The organism is Rufibacter soli (genome assembly GCF_054781795.1).
In genome coordinates this window covers 94,977-115,355 of sequence record NZ_BAAGTS010000005.1, presented here as the reverse complement: position 1 = coordinate 115,355, position 20,379 = coordinate 94,977, and the positions used below count along the sequence as shown (strand labels likewise).

At 51.2% G+C, this 20,379-nt stretch carries 11 protein-coding genes; 10 read left to right on the top strand and 1 reads right to left on the bottom strand.

The window, feature by feature from the left end; all coding sequences use genetic code 11:
• The first annotated feature begins 246 nt into the window (after nucleotides 1-246).
• The 4 genes from ACYVJQ_RS15145 to ACYVJQ_RS15130 all read left to right on the top strand — a co-directional run bounded on the left by ACYVJQ_RS15145 (nucleotide 247) and on the right by ACYVJQ_RS15130 (nucleotide 7,952).
• Nucleotides 247-3,480, top strand: coding sequence for a SusC/RagA family TonB-linked outer membrane protein (locus tag ACYVJQ_RS15145; RefSeq protein WP_460893951.1), 3,234 nt, complete (start codon nucleotides 247-249; stop codon nucleotides 3,478-3,480).
• An 18-nt stretch (nucleotides 3,481-3,498) separates the two neighbouring features.
• Nucleotides 3,499-5,190 (top strand): RagB/SusD family nutrient uptake outer membrane protein, encoded by a 1,692-nt coding sequence (locus ACYVJQ_RS15140; RefSeq protein WP_460893950.1) that lies wholly within the window; start codon nucleotides 3,499-3,501, stop codon nucleotides 5,188-5,190.
• Nucleotides 5,191-5,330: 140 nt separating this feature from the next.
• Entirely contained in the window at nucleotides 5,331-6,383 is a 1,053-nt protein-coding gene (locus ACYVJQ_RS15135; RefSeq protein ID WP_460893949.1) for a glycan-binding surface protein, read from the top strand.
• 18 nt (nucleotides 6,384-6,401) lie between these two features.
• Nucleotides 6,402-7,952 carry an IPT/TIG domain-containing protein gene (locus tag ACYVJQ_RS15130; protein WP_460893948.1) on the top strand — a complete coding sequence of 517 codons (1,551 nt, stop codon included), beginning with the start codon at nucleotides 6,402-6,404 and terminating at the stop codon, nucleotides 7,950-7,952.
• A gap of 795 nt (nucleotides 7,953-8,747) precedes the next feature.
• On the opposite strand, the gene ACYVJQ_RS15125 is transcribed toward ACYVJQ_RS15130, so the two are convergent.
• Nucleotides 8,748-10,331, bottom strand: a complete 1,584-nt coding sequence (locus ACYVJQ_RS15125) for an endo-1,4-beta-xylanase (RefSeq protein WP_460893947.1) — start codon at nucleotides 10,329-10,331, stop codon at nucleotides 8,748-8,750.
• Between the two features lie 1,141 nt (nucleotides 10,332-11,472).
• Between ACYVJQ_RS15125 and ACYVJQ_RS15120 the strand changes: the two genes are divergently transcribed.
• From ACYVJQ_RS15120 to ACYVJQ_RS15095, 6 genes are all read left to right on the top strand, one after another.
• Nucleotides 11,473-12,630: a glycoside hydrolase family 26 protein gene (locus ACYVJQ_RS15120; protein ID WP_460893946.1), complete on the top strand. Its 1,158-nt coding sequence runs from the start codon at nucleotides 11,473-11,475 to the stop codon at nucleotides 12,628-12,630.
• 44 nt (nucleotides 12,631-12,674) lie between these two features.
• The gene (locus ACYVJQ_RS15115; protein ID WP_460893945.1) at nucleotides 12,675-14,546 is read left to right on the top strand and encodes a sodium:solute symporter family protein; all 1,872 of its coding nucleotides are present in this window, start codon (nucleotides 12,675-12,677) and stop codon (nucleotides 14,544-14,546) included.
• Nucleotides 14,547-14,583: 37 nt separating this feature from the next.
• Complete coding sequence (locus tag ACYVJQ_RS15110) at nucleotides 14,584-15,807, top strand: glycoside hydrolase family 130 protein (RefSeq protein ID WP_460893944.1); 1,224 nt, start codon at nucleotides 14,584-14,586, stop codon at nucleotides 15,805-15,807.
• Entirely contained in the window at nucleotides 15,804-17,045 is a 1,242-nt protein-coding gene (locus ACYVJQ_RS15105) for an AGE family epimerase/isomerase (protein WP_460893943.1), read from the top strand. Before ACYVJQ_RS15110 ends, ACYVJQ_RS15105 begins: the two co-directional genes overlap by 4 nt.
• 251 nt (nucleotides 17,046-17,296) lie before the next feature.
• Nucleotides 17,297-18,499 (top strand): glycoside hydrolase family 26 protein, encoded by a 1,203-nt coding sequence (locus ACYVJQ_RS15100; protein WP_460893942.1) that lies wholly within the window; start codon nucleotides 17,297-17,299, stop codon nucleotides 18,497-18,499.
• A gap of 46 nt (nucleotides 18,500-18,545) precedes the next feature.
• Nucleotides 18,546-20,291: a glycosyl hydrolase gene (locus ACYVJQ_RS15095; protein ID WP_460893941.1), complete on the top strand. Its 1,746-nt coding sequence runs from the start codon at nucleotides 18,546-18,548 to the stop codon at nucleotides 20,289-20,291.
• The last annotated feature ends 88 nt before the right edge of the window (nucleotides 20,292-20,379 follow it).

Genomic DNA, 20,379 nt, shown 5'->3' with positions numbered 1-20,379 from the left:
TTGGGATCCTTTTAGTTTTACATAGGCTTCTTTGCCCTGCCACCTTCCAGGCATCAGGCAAAACACCCCTGGATTTCTCTCTTAATCCCCCCTTTCAATAGAAGAGAAGCCGGTATTGTGGCCCTACCCTTTCACCATTGCACCCTACTTTCAAGTGTTACTTACTTTTTACGCTGTACCCAACTCCAGGCACACCTGGCATCCTTTACTTAACTTCTTAGTTCACCACCTAATTCAAATCATCTTATGATTAAAAACCTCTACTCAGACAGAGATTACCCCAAGCGTAATTATGTCTTTAGGCCCAAGGCTGCCTGGACCATAATGGTTATGCTCCTGGTGATCTTACTTCAGGCCCAGGCCGGTCTGGCCCAGGATGCCAGAAGGAAAATAACCGGTAAAGTAACCTCAGCAGCTGATAACTCGGCCATGCCCGGTGTGAGCGTGGTAGTGAAAGGCACCACTAACGGCTCTGCCACCGATGTAAACGGAAATTTTTCCCTGGACGTGACCGACAATGACGTGCTGGTGGTCACCTTCATTGGCTATGTTTCACAGGAAGTGCCGGTGGGCAACAAGACTTCGCTAACGGTAAGCCTTAAAGAAGATGCCCAGGCCTTAAGTGAGGTGGTGGTGACCGGCTATGGTGAGTTAAGAAGAAATGACATTACGGGCGCCCAATCCACTATCAGCTCAGTGGAGATGGAGAGAACTGTGAACACTACCATTGAGCAGGCCATTCAAGGCCGGGCAGCCGGGGTATACGTTACCCAGAACACCGGGGCACCAGGAGGTGGTATCTCTGTGAACATTAGAGGGGTAAGTACGTTGGGCGGCACCAATGAGCCACTTTACGTGATTGACGGGGTGCAGATTCAGGGTTCCAACTCTGCTTCCGGCACTAACCCTTTATCTGCTATTAACCCGGCAGACATTGAGAGCATGGAGATTCTGCAAGGGCCTTCTGCCACCGCGGTTTACGGTTCTAGAGGTACCAACGGGGTAGTATTGATCACCACTAAACGTGGTAAAGCCGGTGAGGTTAAACTGAACTACGGCTTCCTGTACAGCTTGCAGACACCCCCTAAACGCCAGAATGTGATGGACCTGCGGCAGTATGCCCAGATGGAGAATGAATATAAGGCCCTGGCCGGCGGCACTCCCAGAGAAGAGTTCCTAGACCCTTCTTTACTAGGCAACGGGACAGATTGGCAAAAGGAGTTGTTCAGCAACGCCCCTATGGTAAAGCACCAGCTTAGCGTAAGTGGCGGCAGTGAGAAAACCACCTATTACCTGTCTGGGGAACATATGACCCAGGACGGCATTGCGCTGGGCTCTGGCTTTGACCGTAACTCCGTGCGCCTGAACTTAGACAACCAGGCCAAGAAATGGCTGACCATTGGCGGTAACTTCAACTTTGCCCAGACCAATGAAAAGCTGGCTTCTACCCAGTCTAACCTGATCTCCCTGGCGCTGCAGTTGCCTCCACATATTCCGGTAAGAAACATTAACGGCACCTACGGCGGCGGAACCGAGACCCCCACCAACCAATCTGAGCGGTTTACACCGCCTAACCCTATTGGTCTGGCTAATATCGTGACCAATGAACTCACCAGAAGACAATTACTGGGCGGGGTGAACATTGGCATCAAGATTCTGGAAGGCCTGGATTTCCGGACCTCTTTCAATGGTAACGTGAACTTCTCCAATTCTCAGTTCTTCCAACCAACCTATGAGTTCGGGATCCAGAGACGTACAGAGGCCCAACTGAACAACAGCCACAACCTGGGCACTTACTGGAATTGGAACCAGATGCTCCAATACCAGAAGACCTTTGGAAAGCACAGCATCAACGCCATGGCCACCCATGAGTCACAGGAATCTCAATGGAGAAACCTTTCTGGGGAGAGACGCGGCTTCCAGACCAATGACGTGCTTGACCTGAACGCGGGCGCCATCCTTACCAGCGTAGCCGGCGGCGGACACGGAGACTGGGCCATGGAATCTTATCTGGGCCGTATCAACTACAACTTCAATGACCGCTACATCTTGCAGGCCGCTTTCCGGGCAGATGGTTCTGTATTCTTTGGTCCAGAGAATAAATGGGGTTACTTCCCGTCTGTATCTGCGGCCTGGAGAGTTTCTGAAGAACCTTTCTTTAATGTGCCAGTGGTAAGCGACCTTCGCTTACGCTATGAGATTGGCCTTACCGGAAGCCAGGCCCAAGGTGGTGGTGCAATCTATGGTACCCTCTCTGCCGGACCTTCTCCTTTTGGCGGCGGCACCAGCTTTATCCCTAACCGCTATCCTAACCCTGGCTTCCAGTGGGAAGAAACCAGAACCAACAACGTTGGTATGAACCTGGGCCTGTTTGAGAACCGCATTCAGTTAGAGGCCGATTACTACATCAAGAACACAGATAACCTGATCTTGCAGGCCAGCTTGCCTTTCTATATGGGTACCAGCGGTAGCGGCTCTGTTTCTGCCCCAACCGTGAACATTGGTTCCCTCCAGAACAAAGGCTGGAACTTCGCCCTTAACACCATCAATATTGACAACGGCGCTTTCAAATGGTCTTCTAACTTCAACATTTCCCACTTTAAGACTACGGTAAAAAGCCTTTCTACTGAAAGCAGCATCTTGAACAGAACCACTAGAGAGTGGAACCTTTGGTCACAACGCACAGTGGTTGGTCAGTCGCCTTGGTTGTTCTATGGTTATATGGAAGACGGCATCTTCGGGAGCGTGGAAGAAGTGGAGAAAAGTGCCCGTCCCGCCGACAACAATGGCGTTCTCTTCCCGGTGGCACCCAACAGCGTTTGGATTGGTGACGTGAAGTACCGCGACTTGAGCGGCCCTGAAGGCAAGCCAGACGGCATCATTGACAGCTATGACCAGACGTTTATTGGCAACCCATGGCCTAAGTATTCTTTAGGTTTTACCAACAACTTCTCATACAAAGGCTTTGACCTGAGCATGCTCATCACCAGCACCGTTGGCAATGACATCTACAACTGGGTACGCAATGAGAACTCCAACCCTAACAACATCAACTTAGGCCGCAACCTGTTCACAGACGCCTTGGACTATGCCCGCGTAGGCGTTAACGCCCAAGGCAACCCTACGTTGCTGAACCCCGGCACCACCGTGGCCAGAATGTCTGGCGGTAACAGAAACAACAACTTCGGACGCCACACAGACAAGTATGTAGAAGACGGTTCCTTTGTACGCCTGAAGAACGTGAGCCTGACCTACAACCTTCCTGGCAGCCTGGTAAGCCGTCTCAAATACATTGGCGGGGCCAGAATTGGCGCCAGTGCGCAGAACGTCTGGACCATTACCGGTTACTCTGGCTATGACCCTGAAGTTGGCTCCCACGTGGGTGGCCTGGAGAACCCTAACAACGCCGCTATTGGAGTTGACTACGGCCGCTACCCGCTTACACCTATGTACTCTGTGAACATTGGTATTGATTTTTAACGTAACTCTTCCTTCAAAATGAAAAATAAATATTTATACCTGGCAGCCATTACCGCTTTGTCTGTCTTCTCAGGTTGTGAGAAAGAATTCCTGGACAGGCCGCCGCAAGACACGTTGGTTGATGCCAACTTCTTCAAGACCAATGACCAGATCTTAGCCGCTTCTGCGCCCTTATATACCGTGGTCTGGAAAGATTACGTGGACAAGAGTTACTGGGCCCTTGGCGATGTAAGAGGCGGCACCCTGCAGCGCGGTTTCTATGACGTGTTCAAGAATGACGTGATGTTCCGCACCACGGGGATTGACGTCTCTAACGTAGAGGCTTACCGGTCTTTTTATGTGGTGGTAGGCCAGGCCAACACCCTTATCCAGAACGTGAACCGCTATGCGGGGGCGGCTGTTAGCCCAGAGATTAAAAACCACGCCATTGCCGAGGCCCGGTTCATGCGCGCCGTTGCCTATTACTTCCTGGTTTCTAACTATGGCCCGGTGCCAATCATTGAGAACAACCTGGAGCTGTTGAACAACGCAGACGTGACCCGTAACACGGTAGAAACCGTGTGGGAATTTATCTCCAGAGACCTTGAGTTTGCCGCCGCCAACCTTCCTGCCACCGCGGTGCAGCCTGGCCGCATCACCAAATGGTCGGCTGAAGGATTCCTGGCCAAGGTGTTCTTGACCCGGGCCGGTGTTGAGTCTAAGGGCGGTGCCCTGAAACAGGAGTTCCTGGACAAAGCCAAAACCCTTTCTGAGCGCGTGATCACCATGAGCGGAAAAGGCCTTCTACCCAAGTATGAAGACTTGTTCAAGTTCCCGTATGACAACAACAATGAGTCTTTGTTTGAGCAGCAGTGGGTGTTTACTTCAGACTACGGCTACGCCAACACTATGGTGTCACAGCTTAACTTCAGCAATGACATTGCACCGGGCTCAGACGGCTGGGGCGGTGACTTAGGAGCCTCCTGGTGGATGCTAAGCCTATATGACGGCCTCATTCAGGAGAATGGCACCAAGCCCGGTTTCACGCTGGATCAACGGTTAAAAGCCACCTTCATGCTGCCAGGCGCCAATTACCCAGAGATCACGCAGACCGTGAGAGATGCCGCCGGAAACGCCAGCAAACAAAAGCTTGTCTTCCCAGCCCCGGCTGCCGCAGACCAGTACAGCTTTGCCAATGTTAAGAAATATGTGATTGGTAACCGAGACGATGTAGGAGACCAGGTGACCCAGCAGCGCTACCCTAACAACACCTACATGCTGCGGTTAGCCGACATGTACCTGATCTACGCGGAGGCAGCCCTAGGAAGCAGTTTCTCTACGTCAGATCCTAAAGCGCTGGAGTATTTCAACAAGGTACACATGCGGGCGGGCTTACCTGTTTATACAGGCCCCCTTACCTGGGACATCATTTTCCAAGAGCGCGCCAAAGAGTTTGCCGTGGAAGGCGTGATCTGGTATGACCTGGTACGGTTGCATTACTCCAACCCACAGAAGGCCTATGACATCATCAACAGCCAGGACCGGGAAATATTTGTGATCAGACCAGACCGCATGCCAAACCCAACCGGCTGGACCTTCACCAAAACCTCTTACGTGACGGCCAGAACGGCTACCGCCAACTCTGGTAACTTCCAGCTGCCTATCCCTACGGTAGAGCAAAGCCAGGCGCCAAGTTTGAGAAATGCCCCGGTTCCTTATGTGTTCAAGTAAGCACTGTATTTAGAAAAGAAATAACCAAGCATATGAAAGTTAATTTTAAAACCCTGTTATTCCTCTTCCTCGCGTTTGCGATGAGTGGAGTGTTTACGGCCTGTTCAGAAGATGACGATCTTTCTAACGGGGGTAAACCCATGATCAGTTATATAAGGGTTACCAAGCCTACGGCCTCAGACTCACTTATTGTGAAGGCGGGCCAGGGCAAAATGGTAGCCATTGTAGGAGACAACCTGGCCAACGTGAAGGAGTTGTGGTTTAATGACCAGCCGGCCTCTTTGAACCCCTCCTACATTACCAATACCACCATTATTACCAGAATTCCTGCTCAGATTCCCACTACCATCAACAACAAGCTCCGCATGGTTTTCGCCAACGGGGAGGAACTGTTGCATGATTTCACCGTGGACATCAGTAAGCCCAGAATTGACAGAATGATGAGTGAATATGTCAATACCGGTGAAAACGCCATTATAGTAGGTGACTTTTTCTATGAGCCGCTTAAAGTAACGTTCACTGGTGGGGTACAAGGCGAGATTGTCTCTATCAAAGACTTTAAAACGCTTGAAGTGAAAGTGCCCCAGGGTGCCCAGCCTGGCCCTATCACCATCACCTCTAACTTTGGGGAGACAGAATCTGTTTTCTGGTTCAGAGATAACCGTAACCTCATTGCCACCTTTGATGCCGGCACCAGTGGCTTATGGCATGGCCCTAACTTCATCAAAGAATCTGACGCAACGGTTAAGCCAATCAATGGTAAATTCCTGAGGATTGACAACAACTTGGGCGCCTGGGCCTGGTATGAAACCTATGTAGGGGAGCAAAGCAGCGTAGCAGCCACAGAGAACAAAAACATTCCCGCCGATGCCTTTGCCAACCCTGCAAAATACAGCCTGAAGTTTGAGATCAACACGCAGGAGTCTTTGACCGGGGCCTGGTACAGAATGTATATGGGACCAGACATGGCCGGCAAAAGAGGTGATGTTTACTACAACTGGCAGCCTAACCTGCACACTGAGGGCAAGTGGCAAACCGTCACCATTCCTTGGGAAGATTTCTGGAAGGCAAACAAAGAGTTCGCCTACAATGCAAACGGGTATGGCGTATCTATGCACTTTAGCGGACCCAATGCGGTTAAGGCCAAGTTTGCCATTGATAACATGCGCGTAGTGCCTAATACTAAACTTTAATTTTAGAAAGCTCTTTATATGAAAAACCTTTATAGCATAAGAGTATTGCTGATGGCGCTGCTGGTATTCTCCCTGGGGTACCTCACGTCCTGCAATGACGAGGATGATGACCTGAAGTCTGACAAGGTGGAGCTGTTAAGCTTTGGCCCCACCGGGGCCAAACACGGCGAGAAACTCAAGTTCATTGGCAATAACCTGAATAAGGTGGAGTCAATTGTTCTGCCCGGCGTAACCGTTCCCAAAGCCAAGTTCACTTCCCAGTCTTCAGAAATGATTGAGTTGGTAATACCGGCAGAAGCTGAGCAAGGCAGAGTGGTGTTAAAAGTAACCGGCGGCGAAGAGATCACCTCTAAAACTGTCCTGAGCTTTAATGTACCTGTGGTAGTGACCTCGCTTACCGGCGAGGCAAAACCAGGTACCAACATCACCCTCAAAGGTGATTTCCTGAACTGGGTAGACAGTGTACAATTTGGGTCACTCACTAAAAGCGTGAAGACATTTGTCACTAAGTCTAAAAATGAATTGGTGCTAACCGTTCCCATGGAAGCAAAGACTGGTTCCCTTTTCCTATTCACAGGTGGCACCAAGCCCCTGAAAATGGAAACGGAACAGATTTTGACCGTCACGCTGCCCAAAGTTACTGGCCTTTCTCCGGCTTCTTTAAAGCACGGCGATAACCTAACCATTACCGGCACTGACCTTGACTTGGTGAAGGAAGTTGTCTTCACTGGGGTGGGCACGGCCAAAGCCACCACCTTCGTAAGCCAATCCGCTACGCAAATTGTAGTAACCGTACCTAACAATGCCTCCACCGGTACCCTTAAGTTGGTGGCAAAGTCTATGGTAGAGGTACCCACTACCCAGAGCATGACGGTGATTCTTCCGGCTATCACCACCATGACCCCAAACCCAGTAGACCCGGGCGCCAACCTAACCATTACCGGTACTAACCTGGACCTGGTGAAGACGGTCAACTTTACCGGTGGCGCCTCTGTTTCCACTTTCATCAGCCAGTCTGCCACCCAGCTTGTCCTGAAGATGCCTACCACTGACATCTTGAACGGTGCCGTTACTTTTATTACCCAGCGTAACTACACCGTAGCCACCGGCAAGACCCTTTCCATCAATATTGCCCGTCCGGCTTATTACATATACAATGATGTAATTCATGCAGATTGGCAGAAATGGGACGGATGGGGAACCACTTCACAAGACATAGCTAACACTGAGTTTGTAAGCCGCGGCACCAAAGCAATAAAAGTAAGCTTCAATGATGCCTATGGTGCTTTCCAGTTGCACCCCACTAACAAAGATGTCCTGGACGGCTATACCACTATTGTGTTATATGTGCGTGGCACCGTTAACAGCAGAGGCTCCATCCAGACTAAGAATATGGCCGGCACCTTCGGTAATGATGCGCCCTTTGATATTGTAGCAGGCCAGTTCAACCGCATTGAAATTCCTATCAGCTCTTTAGGCAATATTACCGGTGGTATTAATGAGTTCTACATCAAGAACTACGGTACTAACCCCAACACTTTCTATATTGATGATATAGAGTTGAAATAATTTCAATTCAAGAGTATAAAAAAAGGGATAGCCAAATGGTTATCCCTTTTTTTTATGCCCTAAAATCAGAACCTAATAACTTGAAATAAATAAGGCACCTTTGTAAATATCACGCCACCAGAGAAAGACACGAAAAGGAAAAAATTACACAGCTAAATTCAAACTTAAATCCACTCACGATTCTTCATAAACCAAACTTTCCCCACACATTCCAACGCTTCATTTCACCTTCCTTTGTTAATCAAATCGCCTTGTAACAGCAGAATCATTTTGCGTTTTGGGCCTGTTTTCATAAAAACAGGCCCAAAACAGGGATACTACATTTAAGGAAGATTATCCCACACCCATAACCTCCAGTGACAGTAATGACTACCCAAAAATAGACTAAGTTTCTCTCTTTGAATTCTAAAAGGTTTAAAGATAGAACGCAGCCCAGTTTGCCTAACATGAGCTTTTACGTTTTGAGCCCGTTTTCTGAAAAATAGACTCAAAACGCAACATAGCAGTTCCTTCTCACTCAGGGAGAAGGCTAAGATGAGGGAAGAAGTTTCCAGTTAATAGCCTGCGCCATAAATCTGCAATCCGCTTATTCTCCTCCAACAGGATGCAGCATATATAAAACTTTTAATTACTTGGTTGGGCCGGACAAGGAGTATATCCCACTAATAACTAATAGTAAAAGAGGACCCCAAACTATTAAATGGCCGGGGCCAGTTTCTCCTTCTACTTGATTGCAGATCAAGTAGAAGGAGAAACTGGCCCCGGCCCTAAGGAAAACCTTATTGGATAAATTCTTTAGTTTTTGATCAGCTTAAGGGTTTTGGTCAGGTTCTTTTGGTTAACCTTCAATAGGTACATACCCTTAGGGAGCCTTTCTCCTAACTGCACCTGCTCACTTGCTGTACCTGCCGCAACTAAGGCACCTGCGCCATTGTAGAGTTGGTACTCAAACTTGCCGGCCAGTTCAAACCGGAAGCTCTCGGTAAAGGGGTTGGGGAAAAGGACATGTTTTTGGGCGGCAATATCCGCCCCAATTCCCGTCACTACCGCCTGTTGCGTGCAGAAAGGATAGCCTACATCAGCCCTGCCGGCCAAATATTCCCTAAGCCAAGTCATGGCTGGGCGGTCAAAGCCGGAAGAAGTGAGTAGGTTGGTGTTGGTTTTCCAAGTTTTGCCAGACTCATAGCCCCACAGCGTGATTCCAGCCACGGCCGGGTGTTCCCAATACACCGGAAACAAGGTTTGGTATCTGGTGTATTGCGTGTTATCATCTCCGGAAACATCTAACTCGGTCACATAAATAGGCACCCCGGACCGGGTCATTAAATCTAGCGACGATTTTAGCTGCGTGGCAGACAGGGTATTAATGTTAAACTCATGGGCCTGGGTCCCGAATCCGTCAATCAAATTCCTGTCTCTCAACAGCTTAACAATGACCAACTGCTCATTTATGGCAGACTGATCATTCTCAAGGCCATAGTCATTCAGGATCAACTTCGAATTGGGGAAGTACTGCCTGGCTTTGGTGAACAGCCAGATGATCCAGTCATGCCCCGTAACACCCCCTCCGCCTAGACCCTGTTTAAAGGCGGGCGTGGCGGCGGCGTGGGTGCGCAGATTTTCATTCAATACATCTATCTGGTCTATTCCAGTTGGGAATTGGGCCGCTACCGCCGCCATGTATTCCTCCATTTCCTCCTGAAACTCAGCGGGGCTGATTAGTAAATTGTTGCTGGAGTTAATGGCCCAGCTTGGAAACTGGCTGCCCCAGGCAAACACGTGGTATCGGAACGGCAAGTAGTTAGTTTTGGCGTGGTTATAGGCAATATTGGCCCCTGACCAGTTCATGACATCACGGGTAGGTTCCACAGATCCCCATTTGGTATTGTTCTCAGCGGTAACTCCATTCCAAAGCGAGTTAAAATTACTGGGCACGCTTCCCGCAATAATTTGCGCCAGGTATTTGCCTTTGCAGGCGCTCAGACCTATGCTTGGCGCGGCGGCCGAGCCTACGGTCGCTACCACCCCGGCCGAGGTACTTACCATACCCAGGTTATCGGTCGCTTTGGCGGTGAGGGTGTAGGTTCCCGCAGAAAGAGGGCTCCAGACAAATGTATACACATTGTTACTGCCGGTAGTGGTTTCCCCAAGCTTAGCAGAACCATTGAAGAACTCTACTTTGGCCACCGTTCCGTCTGTATAGGTGCCACCAATATCTGCCGCATACACCTTAAGGGCCATGGCTTTCCCGGCCTCAAAATAGGAATTGTTATGCGGGGCCGTAATCACGCAGGAAGGCGGGGTATTACTTTGCGCTTGAACCTTTACAGAAAAAAAGGCTAGCACTATAAAGAACAGAAAAAGTAAAGGTTTTGCCATTTTAATCAAGTATAAATAGTAAACAGAAGCAAAGGGTATTTTAAATAGCTTATCACGAACCATTCTTAAGATTCAAAAAGATAAAAGGCCAGTTTTGTATCACAGATTGGCAATAAAGTATTAACCAAACTTCAATCCTACCATTAACAATAAAACAACCCCTTTTGAGAAAACAATTTAATAATTAACTTACCAGAACACTAATTAAATAGACACTAAATAAAGCTATTGTCTTTAATAAGTTATCACATAAAATCAACCGGCAAAATCTTTATATCCACTGAGTCTCTTGGCGATTTCTCTTTAGTTACAATTTGCTTCAGCAGAATAAAAATCGCTCTTACTTTTAGATCCTGACTTAAAAAAGTTTTAGCTTCCAAAAGAGACCGAAAGGGTTGTCTCCCCGGCTTTATGGGTAGGATTACTCCTATTGGATTGGTACCAAGGCAAAAGAATGGGTGGCTCTAGAGAAGTTTCCCATAAGATTGCGAACTGGAGGAAAGAAAGAAAACTCCGAGGTAGAAATGACTGGGCTATGGCAAGAGCGGTGGGTTATCGCCCTCCTTTAGTGTATTTGCCTACAGAAAAAGACAGCTGGTTTCCTGGCGTAGCGCATGTCCTCTTCCGCCCTGACCTTTCTGCAGCGCAGCAGATTGATGTTAAAAAAAGACCATTGGCAAACCGATCGTATTGGTCTTATTTCAATGCATCTACTCCTTACCGCAAAAATGAGGAATAGCCCATAGACAACTGATTTTGAAAGATAGGAAGGCTATCATTTTATCTAATCAGATATTTCTTGCCTACTTCTACTAGGCAGAAACCGCCAATAACAACTAGAAAGATGAATTCCATGAAACACGAACATTTTTCCTCCCCAGTTTCCCTAGCGCCGGAGCCGGCGTGGAAAGGTAGTTTTCAATCTAACATTTGCTAAAAATGTACTACATTTTCACCTGACACCTTTTTAGTTTTGTATAGGTGCTAAAGCCTTAGCAGAAACCGGAAGAAGGGAAAGATTACCAGGCTATAACCTTACAGTTTCTCCCCAAAACAAAGGAATAAAAGAGAAAGCTGGCGCTTACCTGAACACTCCTCACCAGCCTGTTTATTCACCAGTAATACCTATAGTAATCTACCCATGACGAAACCTTTGCTGGCGTGCTTCCTTCTGCTCCTCACCCATTTGGTTTCTTTTGGGCAATGGCTACCTGTCAACAAAAAAGCTACTCCTGAAACCAAAAACCTGTACGCCAACCTGAAGCGCCTCTCCCAGAAGGGCACTATGTTCGGGCACCAGGATGCGCTGGCCTACGGCATGGGCTGGAAGTATGAAAACGGTCGGTCAGATGTAAAGGGGCTGGTAGGCGAATACCCTGCCGTGGTAGGCTGGGACCTGGGTCACCTGGAACTGAAGAAACCCGTGAACCTGGACAGCGTTCCTTTTACCAAGATGCGCGCCTTTGCGCAGGAAGTGTATGCCCACGGCGGCCTCAACACCTTCAGCTGGCACCTGAACAACCCCCTAGACCCCGGTAAATCCAGCTGGGACCCCATGGACTCCACGATCCAACATCTATTTAAAGACAAAAAGGCCTTACGGCGCTATAAATCCTGGTTAGACGAGGTGGCCGATTTTATGAAAAGCCTGAAAGGACCCAAAGGTGAATTGATTCCGGTGGTATTCAGACCCTTGCATGAGCATACCGGCAGTTGGTTCTGGTGGGGGCGCAAGCATTGTTCCCCCGAAGAATACAAGCAGCTTTGGCGTTTCACGGTAGATTACCTCAGGAAAAAGAAGGCAAATAACCTGCTGTTCGCTTACTCCCCAGACCGCTTCTCTTCAAAGGCAGATTACCTGGAGCGCTACCCCGGCGATGAGTACGTGGACATCCTGGGCTTCGACATCTACCACCGCCTACCCCCAGATACCACCCTCACGGCCCAGGCCACCCTAACCTTTATCCAGGAAACCCGCCAGATGGTGGAAACCCTGCGCCAGATAGGCAAGGAGAAAAACAAAGTCTGGACCCTGAGCGAAACCGGCCTGGAAACGGTGCCCCTAGCCAACTGGTGGACCCAGGTGCTCTACCCCATTATAAAAGATGCCGGCCTGTCTTACGCGCTGGTGTGGCGCAACGGCCGGCCAGACCATTACTATGCACCTTTTAAAGGCCAGAATAGCGCGGCAGATTTCAAGGCCTTTTACAATTACCCCAATGTGTTTTTCATCAAAGACGCGGCCCGGGAGCAGCTGTATGCGCCGGTACCGGCCCAGTCTAAACAAGCCAAAAACTAATCTCGCCCTAACTTCCCAAACCTAACAGACAAACCTTCGCCTGCATGAAACTAACCGCACTTGATTTCAGCATTATCGCTTTCTACCTTTTGGCAGTAGCGGCCATTGGGCTGGTTTTGCAAAACAGAGCAAAAGCCAATAAAGAAGCCTACATGCTGGGTGGCAATACCTTGCCCTGGTATGCGCTGGGGTTGTCTAATGCATCGGGCATGTTTGACATTTCCGGCACCATGTGGATGGTGATGTTGGGATTTGTCTATGGCCTCAAAAGCATCTGGATTCCGTGGCTGTGGCCCTCGTTCAACCAGATTTTTTTGATGATGTTCCTGGCCGCCTGGTTGCGCCGCTCTAACGTGACTACCGGTGCCGAATGGATGCTCACCCGCTTTGGCCAGGGCCGAGATTCTGCCCGGTCGCACAGCATTGTGGTGGCCTTTGCCTTGCTCAGCTGCCTGGGTTTTCTGGCCTACGGCTTTATTGGTTTGGGTAAGTTTGTGGAGATCTTTGTGCCCTGGTCTTTGGTGCAGCCGTACGTGCCGTTCACCGTCTCCCCGGAGTTCGTGCCCCATTTCTATGGCATGCTGTTTACGTTCTTCGCGGTGTTTTATTCCATCCTGGGCGGCATGGCCAGCATTGTCTGGGCAGATGTGCTGCAGTACGCCATCATGACGGCAGCCTCTATTGTAGTGGCCGTGCTGGCTATCAACAACCTGGAGACCACCCCGCTCAACGTACCTGAGGAATGGAAAACCCCTTTCTTCGGGGCCACCCTGGACCTGGACTGGACCGGCATTATTGATGACGTGAACGCCAAAATAAAGTCAGACGGGTACTCGCTCTTCGGGATTTTCTTCTCGCTCATGGTCTTCAAAGGCATCCTGGCCAGCCTGGCCGGACCCACGCCTAACTATGACATGCAGAAGATCCTTTCGGCGCGATCCCCCCAGGATGCCGCCAAGATGAGCGCCTTTGTTTCCATCGTGCTAATCCCTACCCGTTACCTTATGATTATGGGGTTCACGGTGCTGGCTATCCTCAATTATGACCAACTGAACCTCACCTCTGCCAGCGGCATTGACTTTGAGCGCATACTGCCGGCCGCTATCCAGCGCTTCGCCCCTACCGGTATCCTGGGCCTTATCTTAGCTGGCTTGCTTGCCGCCTTTATTGGCACATTCGCTGGCACCCTTAACGCCGCCCAGGCCTACCTGGTCAATGACGTGTACCTGCGCTATGTGAACCCAAAGGCCAATAACAAAACCGTGAGCCGCATGAACTACGCCACCGGCATTGTGGTGGTACTGGTGAGCATGGTGCTGGGCTTTATGGCCAAAGACGTGAACAGCCTTTTGCAGTGGATTGTGGCGGGGCTTTACGGAGGCTATATCTCGGCTAACGTGTTAAAATGGTACTGGTGGCGCTTTAACGGGAGCGGCTTCTTCTGGGGCATGCTTACTGGTATTGTGCCGGCACTCATTTTCCCTTACTTCACTGATGGGCTTGATCTGTACTACTTCCCGTACCTGCTCCTCATCTCCCTGGCCGGCAGTATTGCGGGCACGTTCATGGCCCCGCCTACTGATGCCCACACCTTAAAAAGCTTCTATAGCAATGTACGCCCCTGGGGTTTCTGGGGCCCGGTGGCCGCTCAGCTAAAAGCCGAGGACCCGACATTTGAGGAAAACAAAAACTTCTGGCTGGACATGTTCAATGTCATAGTGGGCGTCATCGGGCAGATGTGCCTCACCCTCTTGCCTATTTACCTGATTCTGGGCATGTATAATGAGCTTATGGTGGTGGGTAGCATTCTGCTGGTCTGCGGCCTCATTCTCAAGAAAACCTGGTGGGACAAGCTTCCCACAGACGGCCTTTCTGTAGCAGCCTCTATCAAAAGAAAATTAGTTACCCATTCATAAGCGGCCATCCGCTATTACCACCTTTGACCCTAGTACCATGGAAAACACCTTCCAGACAAGATTGAATGCGCTCACTGCGTTTCAGGCTGATTTGATTACCAGAGCAAACGAAAAGCAGCCTTTAGGCAACGGCATCTATGACAGATACACCTTTCCGGTCCTAACCTACCAGCATGCCCCCTTGTCCTGGCGGTTTGACCTGAACCCCGAGACCAACCCGTTCTGCATGGAACGCATTGGCATTAACGCGACTTTTAACGCGGGTGCCATTAAACTAAATGGCAAATACCTGCTGGTGGCCCGGGTGGAAGGCAATGACCGCAAGTCGTTCTTCGCGGTGGCGGAAAGCCCCAACGGCATTGACAATTTCCGGTTCTGGGAAAAGCCCATCACCATGCCTGAGACCGAGGCCCCAGACATAAACGTGTATGACATGCGGGTGGTGCAGCATGAGGACGGTTGGGTTTACGGCCTGTTCTGCACCGAGCGCAAAGACCCCAACGCCAAACCCGGCGACGAGTCCTCGGCCATAGCCCAGTGCGGCATTGCCCGCACCCGCGACCTGGTTTCCTGGGAACGCCTACCCGACCTGGTCACCACCTCGCCGCAACAGCGCAACGTGGTACTGCACCCCGAGTTCATCAATGGAAAGTACGCCTTGTATACCCGCCCGCAGGACAGCTTCATTGAAGCCGGTAGCCGCGGCGGCATAGGCTGGGGCCTGACAGATTCTATGGAGCATGCGGTGGTAGGCGACGAGTTCATTATAGACCCGAAGACCTACCACACCGTGTATGAGGCGAAAAACGGCCAAGGCCCCGCTCCCATTAAAACTGAGAAAGGCTGGCTGCACCTGGCCCACGGCGTGCGCAACACTGCTGCCGGCCTACGTTATGTGCTGTACCTGTTCCTCACAGACTTGAAAGACCCCGCCAAGATACTCTACAAACCGGCCGGTCATTTTATCGCCCCAGAGGGCGAAGAACGAGTAGGCGACGTGTCTAACGTGACCTTCAGCAACGGCTGGATTCTGGACGAAGACGGCACCGTGTTCATTTACTACGCCTCGTCAGACACCCGCACCCATGTGGCTACCTCCACCGTGGACCAACTGCTGGATTACGTCATGAACACCCCGGCAGACGGGTTCCGCTCGGCAGCCTCTGTGCAGCAGATTAACCGGTTGGTGGAGAAGAACCAGGCGTATCTGGCCAGCCAAAAACAGGAAAAAGCCTATGAATTAACCGGGGCCCGTTCATGATTTCGGCCACATCGTCTGCCCGCACGCACCAGCTTACCCTGTACCAACAGGAAATGGAGCAGGAACTGGAGAGGATTCTGGCTTTCTGGGCAGAAAACACCCAAGACCACCAGCATAGCGGGTTTGTGGGGCAGATGGACGGGACCGGCATGGTCATTCCAGAAGCCCCCAAGGGCAGCATCCTGAACGCCCGCATTCTCTGGACGTTCTCGGCGGCATACCGGCACACGCAGAAAAAAGAACACCTGGAGATAGCCACTCGCGCCTTTAACTACCTGCAAACCCATTTCCTGGATTCCGCCCACGGCGGAATCTATTGGATGGTAGACGCGCAGGACCAACCGCTTAACACCCGTAAGCAGGTGTATGCCCAGGCTTTCGCGCTGTACGGGTTCAGCGAGTATTACCGGGCCACCCAGTCGCCAGCGGCCTTAAAAAGAAGCCAGGAACTGTTCACCTGGATAGAGCACTACAGCTATGACCCGGAGCACGGCGGTTACCTGGAGGCTTTTAGTCGCGAAGGGCAATTGCTGGAAGATCTGCGTTTGAGCGAGAAGGACCGCAACGACCCCAAGACCATGAACACGCACCTGCATGTGCTGGAAGCCTACGCCAACCTGTACCGCATCTGGCCAGACCCGGTGCTGGCGGAAAGGCTGAGGGATTTGGTAAACGTCTTCCTGCAGCGCATCATAGACCCGGCCACCGGGCACCTGAAACTATTCTTCAGAAGGGACTGGACGTCTACCGCCAACCTGGTTTCCTACGGGCATGACATTGAAGCCTCCTGGCTTTTGCAGGAAGCCGCCGAGGTATTGAACGACCAAGCCTTGTTAACGCAGGTGAAAGAAGCGGCCCTCAAACTGGCCCAGGTCACCGCTGAGGCCCTACTCCCGGACGGCAGCCTGTACCATGAACTCAACCTGGACCAGAACCACTATGATACCCACCGCGAATGGTGGGTGAGCGCCGAGGCGATGGTAGGCTTTTTGAATGCCTTTGAACTGACCCAGAACGAAGAGTACCTGCGCCACTCCTGGAACGCCTGGCAATTTGCCCAAAACCATCTCCTGGACCACAAGAATGGTGAATGGCTCTGGGGCGTGCACCATGACTATACGCCCATGGCCGCACAAGACAAAGTAGGTTTCTGGAAATGCCCTTACCACAATGCCCGCGCCTGCCTGGAGATCATTCACCGGTGCCACCAAAAGGTAAGGCAAGAGAACCATACGTAACTTTATATCTGTGAATTTACTTAACGCGCCTGCTCAGCACCTAGTCCACAGGAAGAGCCGAGAAAAGAAAATCGTTTTAGGCACGTTTTTCAGAAAACGGGCTCGAAACAGAAAAGCAAGCCAAGGATATTCCAACTACAGACAGTGAAAAGAATTGGGTCTTTCCTGCAAATAGACAAGTAAACTTACCTCCTGTTTTAGGGCCGTTTTCCTGAAAACAGGCCCTAAACGGAAAACACAAAAAAGAACGTATGGCACACAAGACCACCAAATGCATTGTGTTGTTTCTGCTGCTGGCGGCGGTAAACGGCTGCGCGTTCAAAAGCACCTCGTTCAAGAGCAAGCCCAGCCTTACGGAAGCCCGTGCGCTTTTGGTGGACAAAAACGCCACTGAGCAAACCGCCGCCCTTTTCTACAACCTTAAGAGAATCTCTGAGGAAAAGATCCTGTTCGGGCACCAGGAAGCCACCCGCCAGGGCTACGGCTGGAACTGGCGGACCGGTTTGCAAACCCCAGACGTAAAGGCGGTTACTGGTCAGATGCCGGCCGTCTATGGGTGGGACTTCATAGACATTGCCAGCTTCAAGCCCCAGGAAGAGGTAAAGAAAGTAGAGGTATCGGTACGGGAACAGATCCTGGAAGGCTACAAGCGCGGCGGGCTCCACACCTTCTCCTGGCACTACAGCAACCCCGTGTCAGAGGGCAGCTTTTATTGGGAAAAATCTCCAGTAGAGGCAGTCAGTCAGATTCTGCCCGGTGGCTCTGCCCATGGAAAATTCAAGAACTCGCTCCGGCAAATAGCCGATTTCTCCAAGTCACTGCAGGTAGACGGCCAATTGGTGCCGCTCATTTTCCGGCCCTGGCATGAGTTTGACGGCGAGTGGTTCTGGTGGGGCAAGGGCCACCGCAGCCCAGAGGAGTTCAAACAGCTCTACCAGTTTACCGTCACCTACCTGCGCGACAGCCTGCAGGTGCGCAATATGCTCTACGCCTGGTCCCCGGACTGCCGGTTTAGCAACGAGGAAGAATTCCTGAAAGAATACCCCGGCGATGCATACGTGGATCTGGTGGGTACCGACAACTACTGGGATTTAAAGGAAGGCAAAGACCCGGCCGTAGCCGGCGCCAAATTCAAGCTGGTGTCTGATTTCGCCAAAAGCCGGAACAAGCTGGCCGCCGTCACAGAGTCGGGGCTGTTGAACGTGAGCCAGGCAAACTGGTACTCCCAGATGCTGATGAAAGCGCTGCAACATGACAAGCTGCAACTGGCCTACGTACTGCTCTGGCACAACCGCCAGGACGAGTTCTGGACGCCGTTCAAGGGCCACCCAGCGGAGCAGGATTTTGTGCAGTTTCTGCAGCACCCCTACGTGCTCACCGAAGAGAACGTAACCGACCTGTATAAGATAAAACGCCAGCTGCCCTACAAGAAAAAACAGCTCCTCAGGCCATGACCTCGCAACCGTACTTCCCAGAAATTTCACCTCATCTCCTCCCCTTATGACACTACTTTTACCTTTAATCAGGGAGTCTTTTCTCCACGCAAGGGCACTATGGGTAGTAGTCTTTTTACTTGCTGCGTGGCCGGCGCAGGCGCAGGAGATAAAACTGGAAGCCGAGAACGCCACCCGCAACGGGGTGACGGTAGGCAACAGCCTGGCCGGGTATTCTGGCACTGGCTACGTGCAGGGCTTTGACAACTCGTTTGCCAAAAACGTGGCTTTCACGGTCAACGCGCCGGCGGCAGGTATCTATGATTTGGCCATAAGATACGCTACGCCCTCCGGCGAGAAAGGATACGCCCTGGAAATAAACGGCCAGCGCACCGAAGGCATGTTCTCTAACGTACCCAGCTTCGCCACGGCGCAGGCCGGCAAGCAGTACCTAAACGCCGGCACCAACACCCTGGTCATTGGCGGAAGTTGGGGATATTACTACATTGACTTCATTGCCCTTACCCCGGCTACAATTCCGTTGCCGGTCAAGCCCTCTAAAACCCTCACCGATGCCAACGCCACAACCTCCACCAAAAACCTGTTCAGTTACATGGTAGATCTGTACGGAACCAAGGTGCTGGCCGGGCAGCAGGAAAACAACCTGCTACAGGAAATAGACTACGTACGGACCAACACCGGCAAAGACCCTGCCATTGGTGTCTATGATTTGATTGACTATTCGCCCTCCCGGTTGCAGTACGGCGCCAACCCTAACAACCACTCAGAGAAGGCCATTGCCTGGGCCAAGAAAGACCAGGGCCGGGGCATCATCAGCCTTATGTGGCACTGGAATGCTCCCACAGATTTGATTAACCAAAGCCCCGACCAACTCTGGTGGAGTGGTTTCTATACCCGGGCCACCACCTTTGACCTGGCTACGGCGCTAGCCGATAAGAACGGGGCCAATTACCAACTTCTGCTCCGCGACATGGACGCCATTGCCGTGGAGCTGAAGAAGTTTCAGGCCCAGGATATTCCGGTGCTGTGGCGCCCGCTGCATGAGGCGGCCGGGGCCTGGTTCTGGTGGGGCGCTAAAGGCGCGGCTCCTTTCAAAGAGCTCTGGCAAATCATGCATGACCGCTTCACCAATCACCACCAGCTGCACAACCTCATATGGGTCTATACCGCCGAGCCCAACAAACAAGACTGGTACCCCGGCGATGCCTTTGTAGACATAGTAGGCATTGACATTTATGAGAACACCGCCACAGCCTCTAACCTCAGCAGCCAGTGGACCGAACTGCAATCCTATTTTGACGGTAAGAAACTGGTCACCCTGTCTGAGACCGGCAACCTGCCCAACCCAGATTACATCAAATCCTTCGGTACCTGGTGGTCCTGGTTTGCGGTCTGGACCGGCCAAGATTATATCCGGAAACAGCCTATCCCGCTGCTGCAAACGGTCTTTAACCACCCAGACGTCATCACCCTGGATGAACTCCCCAACTGGCGCACCTACGGCACCCTTACCAGCAGTGCTCTGGAAAAAAATCTGGGTGAGCTTCGTATTTTCCCTAACCCTTCGGCCAACGGCAAACTGACGGTTGAACTGAACGCCACCTCGGCCGTAGCCGCCATCTTTACTTTACTTACTACCAGCGGAGTAAAGGTGACCTCTGTAAAACAGAAGCTGCGGGAGGGGCAGAATGTGGTACAGATACCGGTGAAGCAGCTGGCGGCAGGCATGTATGTGCTCTGCATCCAGAAAGGGAAGGAGCGGTTCACGCGGCGGGTGGTTCTTCAGAAATAAAGCTTGAACACACCTTGCTGTTTTGGGGCTGTTTTTCAGAAAACAGCCCCAAAACAGGAACAAGAAATTAGTAGAAAAGCATACCAAA

What these genes read in the sequence shown, in the direction of transcription:
- ACYVJQ_RS15125 (WP_460893947.1), bottom strand. Translation starts at nt 10,331, where the DNA reads ATGGCAAAACCTTTACTTTTTCTGTTCTTTATAGTGCTAGCCTTTTTT.
- ACYVJQ_RS15100 (WP_460893942.1), top strand. Translation starts at nt 17,297, where the DNA reads ATGGCACACAAGACCACCAAATGCATTGTGTTGTTTCTGCTGCTGGCG.
- ACYVJQ_RS15120 (WP_460893946.1), top strand. Translation starts at nt 11,473, where the DNA reads ATGACGAAACCTTTGCTGGCGTGCTTCCTTCTGCTCCTCACCCATTTG.
- ACYVJQ_RS15110 (WP_460893944.1), top strand. Translation starts at nt 14,584, where the DNA reads ATGGAAAACACCTTCCAGACAAGATTGAATGCGCTCACTGCGTTTCAG.
- ACYVJQ_RS15115 (WP_460893945.1), top strand. Translation starts at nt 12,675, where the DNA reads ATGAAACTAACCGCACTTGATTTCAGCATTATCGCTTTCTACCTTTTG.
- ACYVJQ_RS15130 (WP_460893948.1), top strand. Translation starts at nt 6,402, where the DNA reads ATGAAAAACCTTTATAGCATAAGAGTATTGCTGATGGCGCTGCTGGTA.
- ACYVJQ_RS15105 (WP_460893943.1), top strand. Translation starts at nt 15,804, where the DNA reads ATGATTTCGGCCACATCGTCTGCCCGCACGCACCAGCTTACCCTGTAC.
- ACYVJQ_RS15135 (WP_460893949.1), top strand. Translation starts at nt 5,331, where the DNA reads ATGATCAGTTATATAAGGGTTACCAAGCCTACGGCCTCAGACTCACTT.
- ACYVJQ_RS15095 (WP_460893941.1), top strand. Translation starts at nt 18,546, where the DNA reads ATGACACTACTTTTACCTTTAATCAGGGAGTCTTTTCTCCACGCAAGG.
- ACYVJQ_RS15145 (WP_460893951.1), top strand. Translation starts at nt 247, where the DNA reads ATGATTAAAAACCTCTACTCAGACAGAGATTACCCCAAGCGTAATTAT.
- ACYVJQ_RS15140 (WP_460893950.1), top strand. Translation starts at nt 3,499, where the DNA reads ATGAAAAATAAATATTTATACCTGGCAGCCATTACCGCTTTGTCTGTC.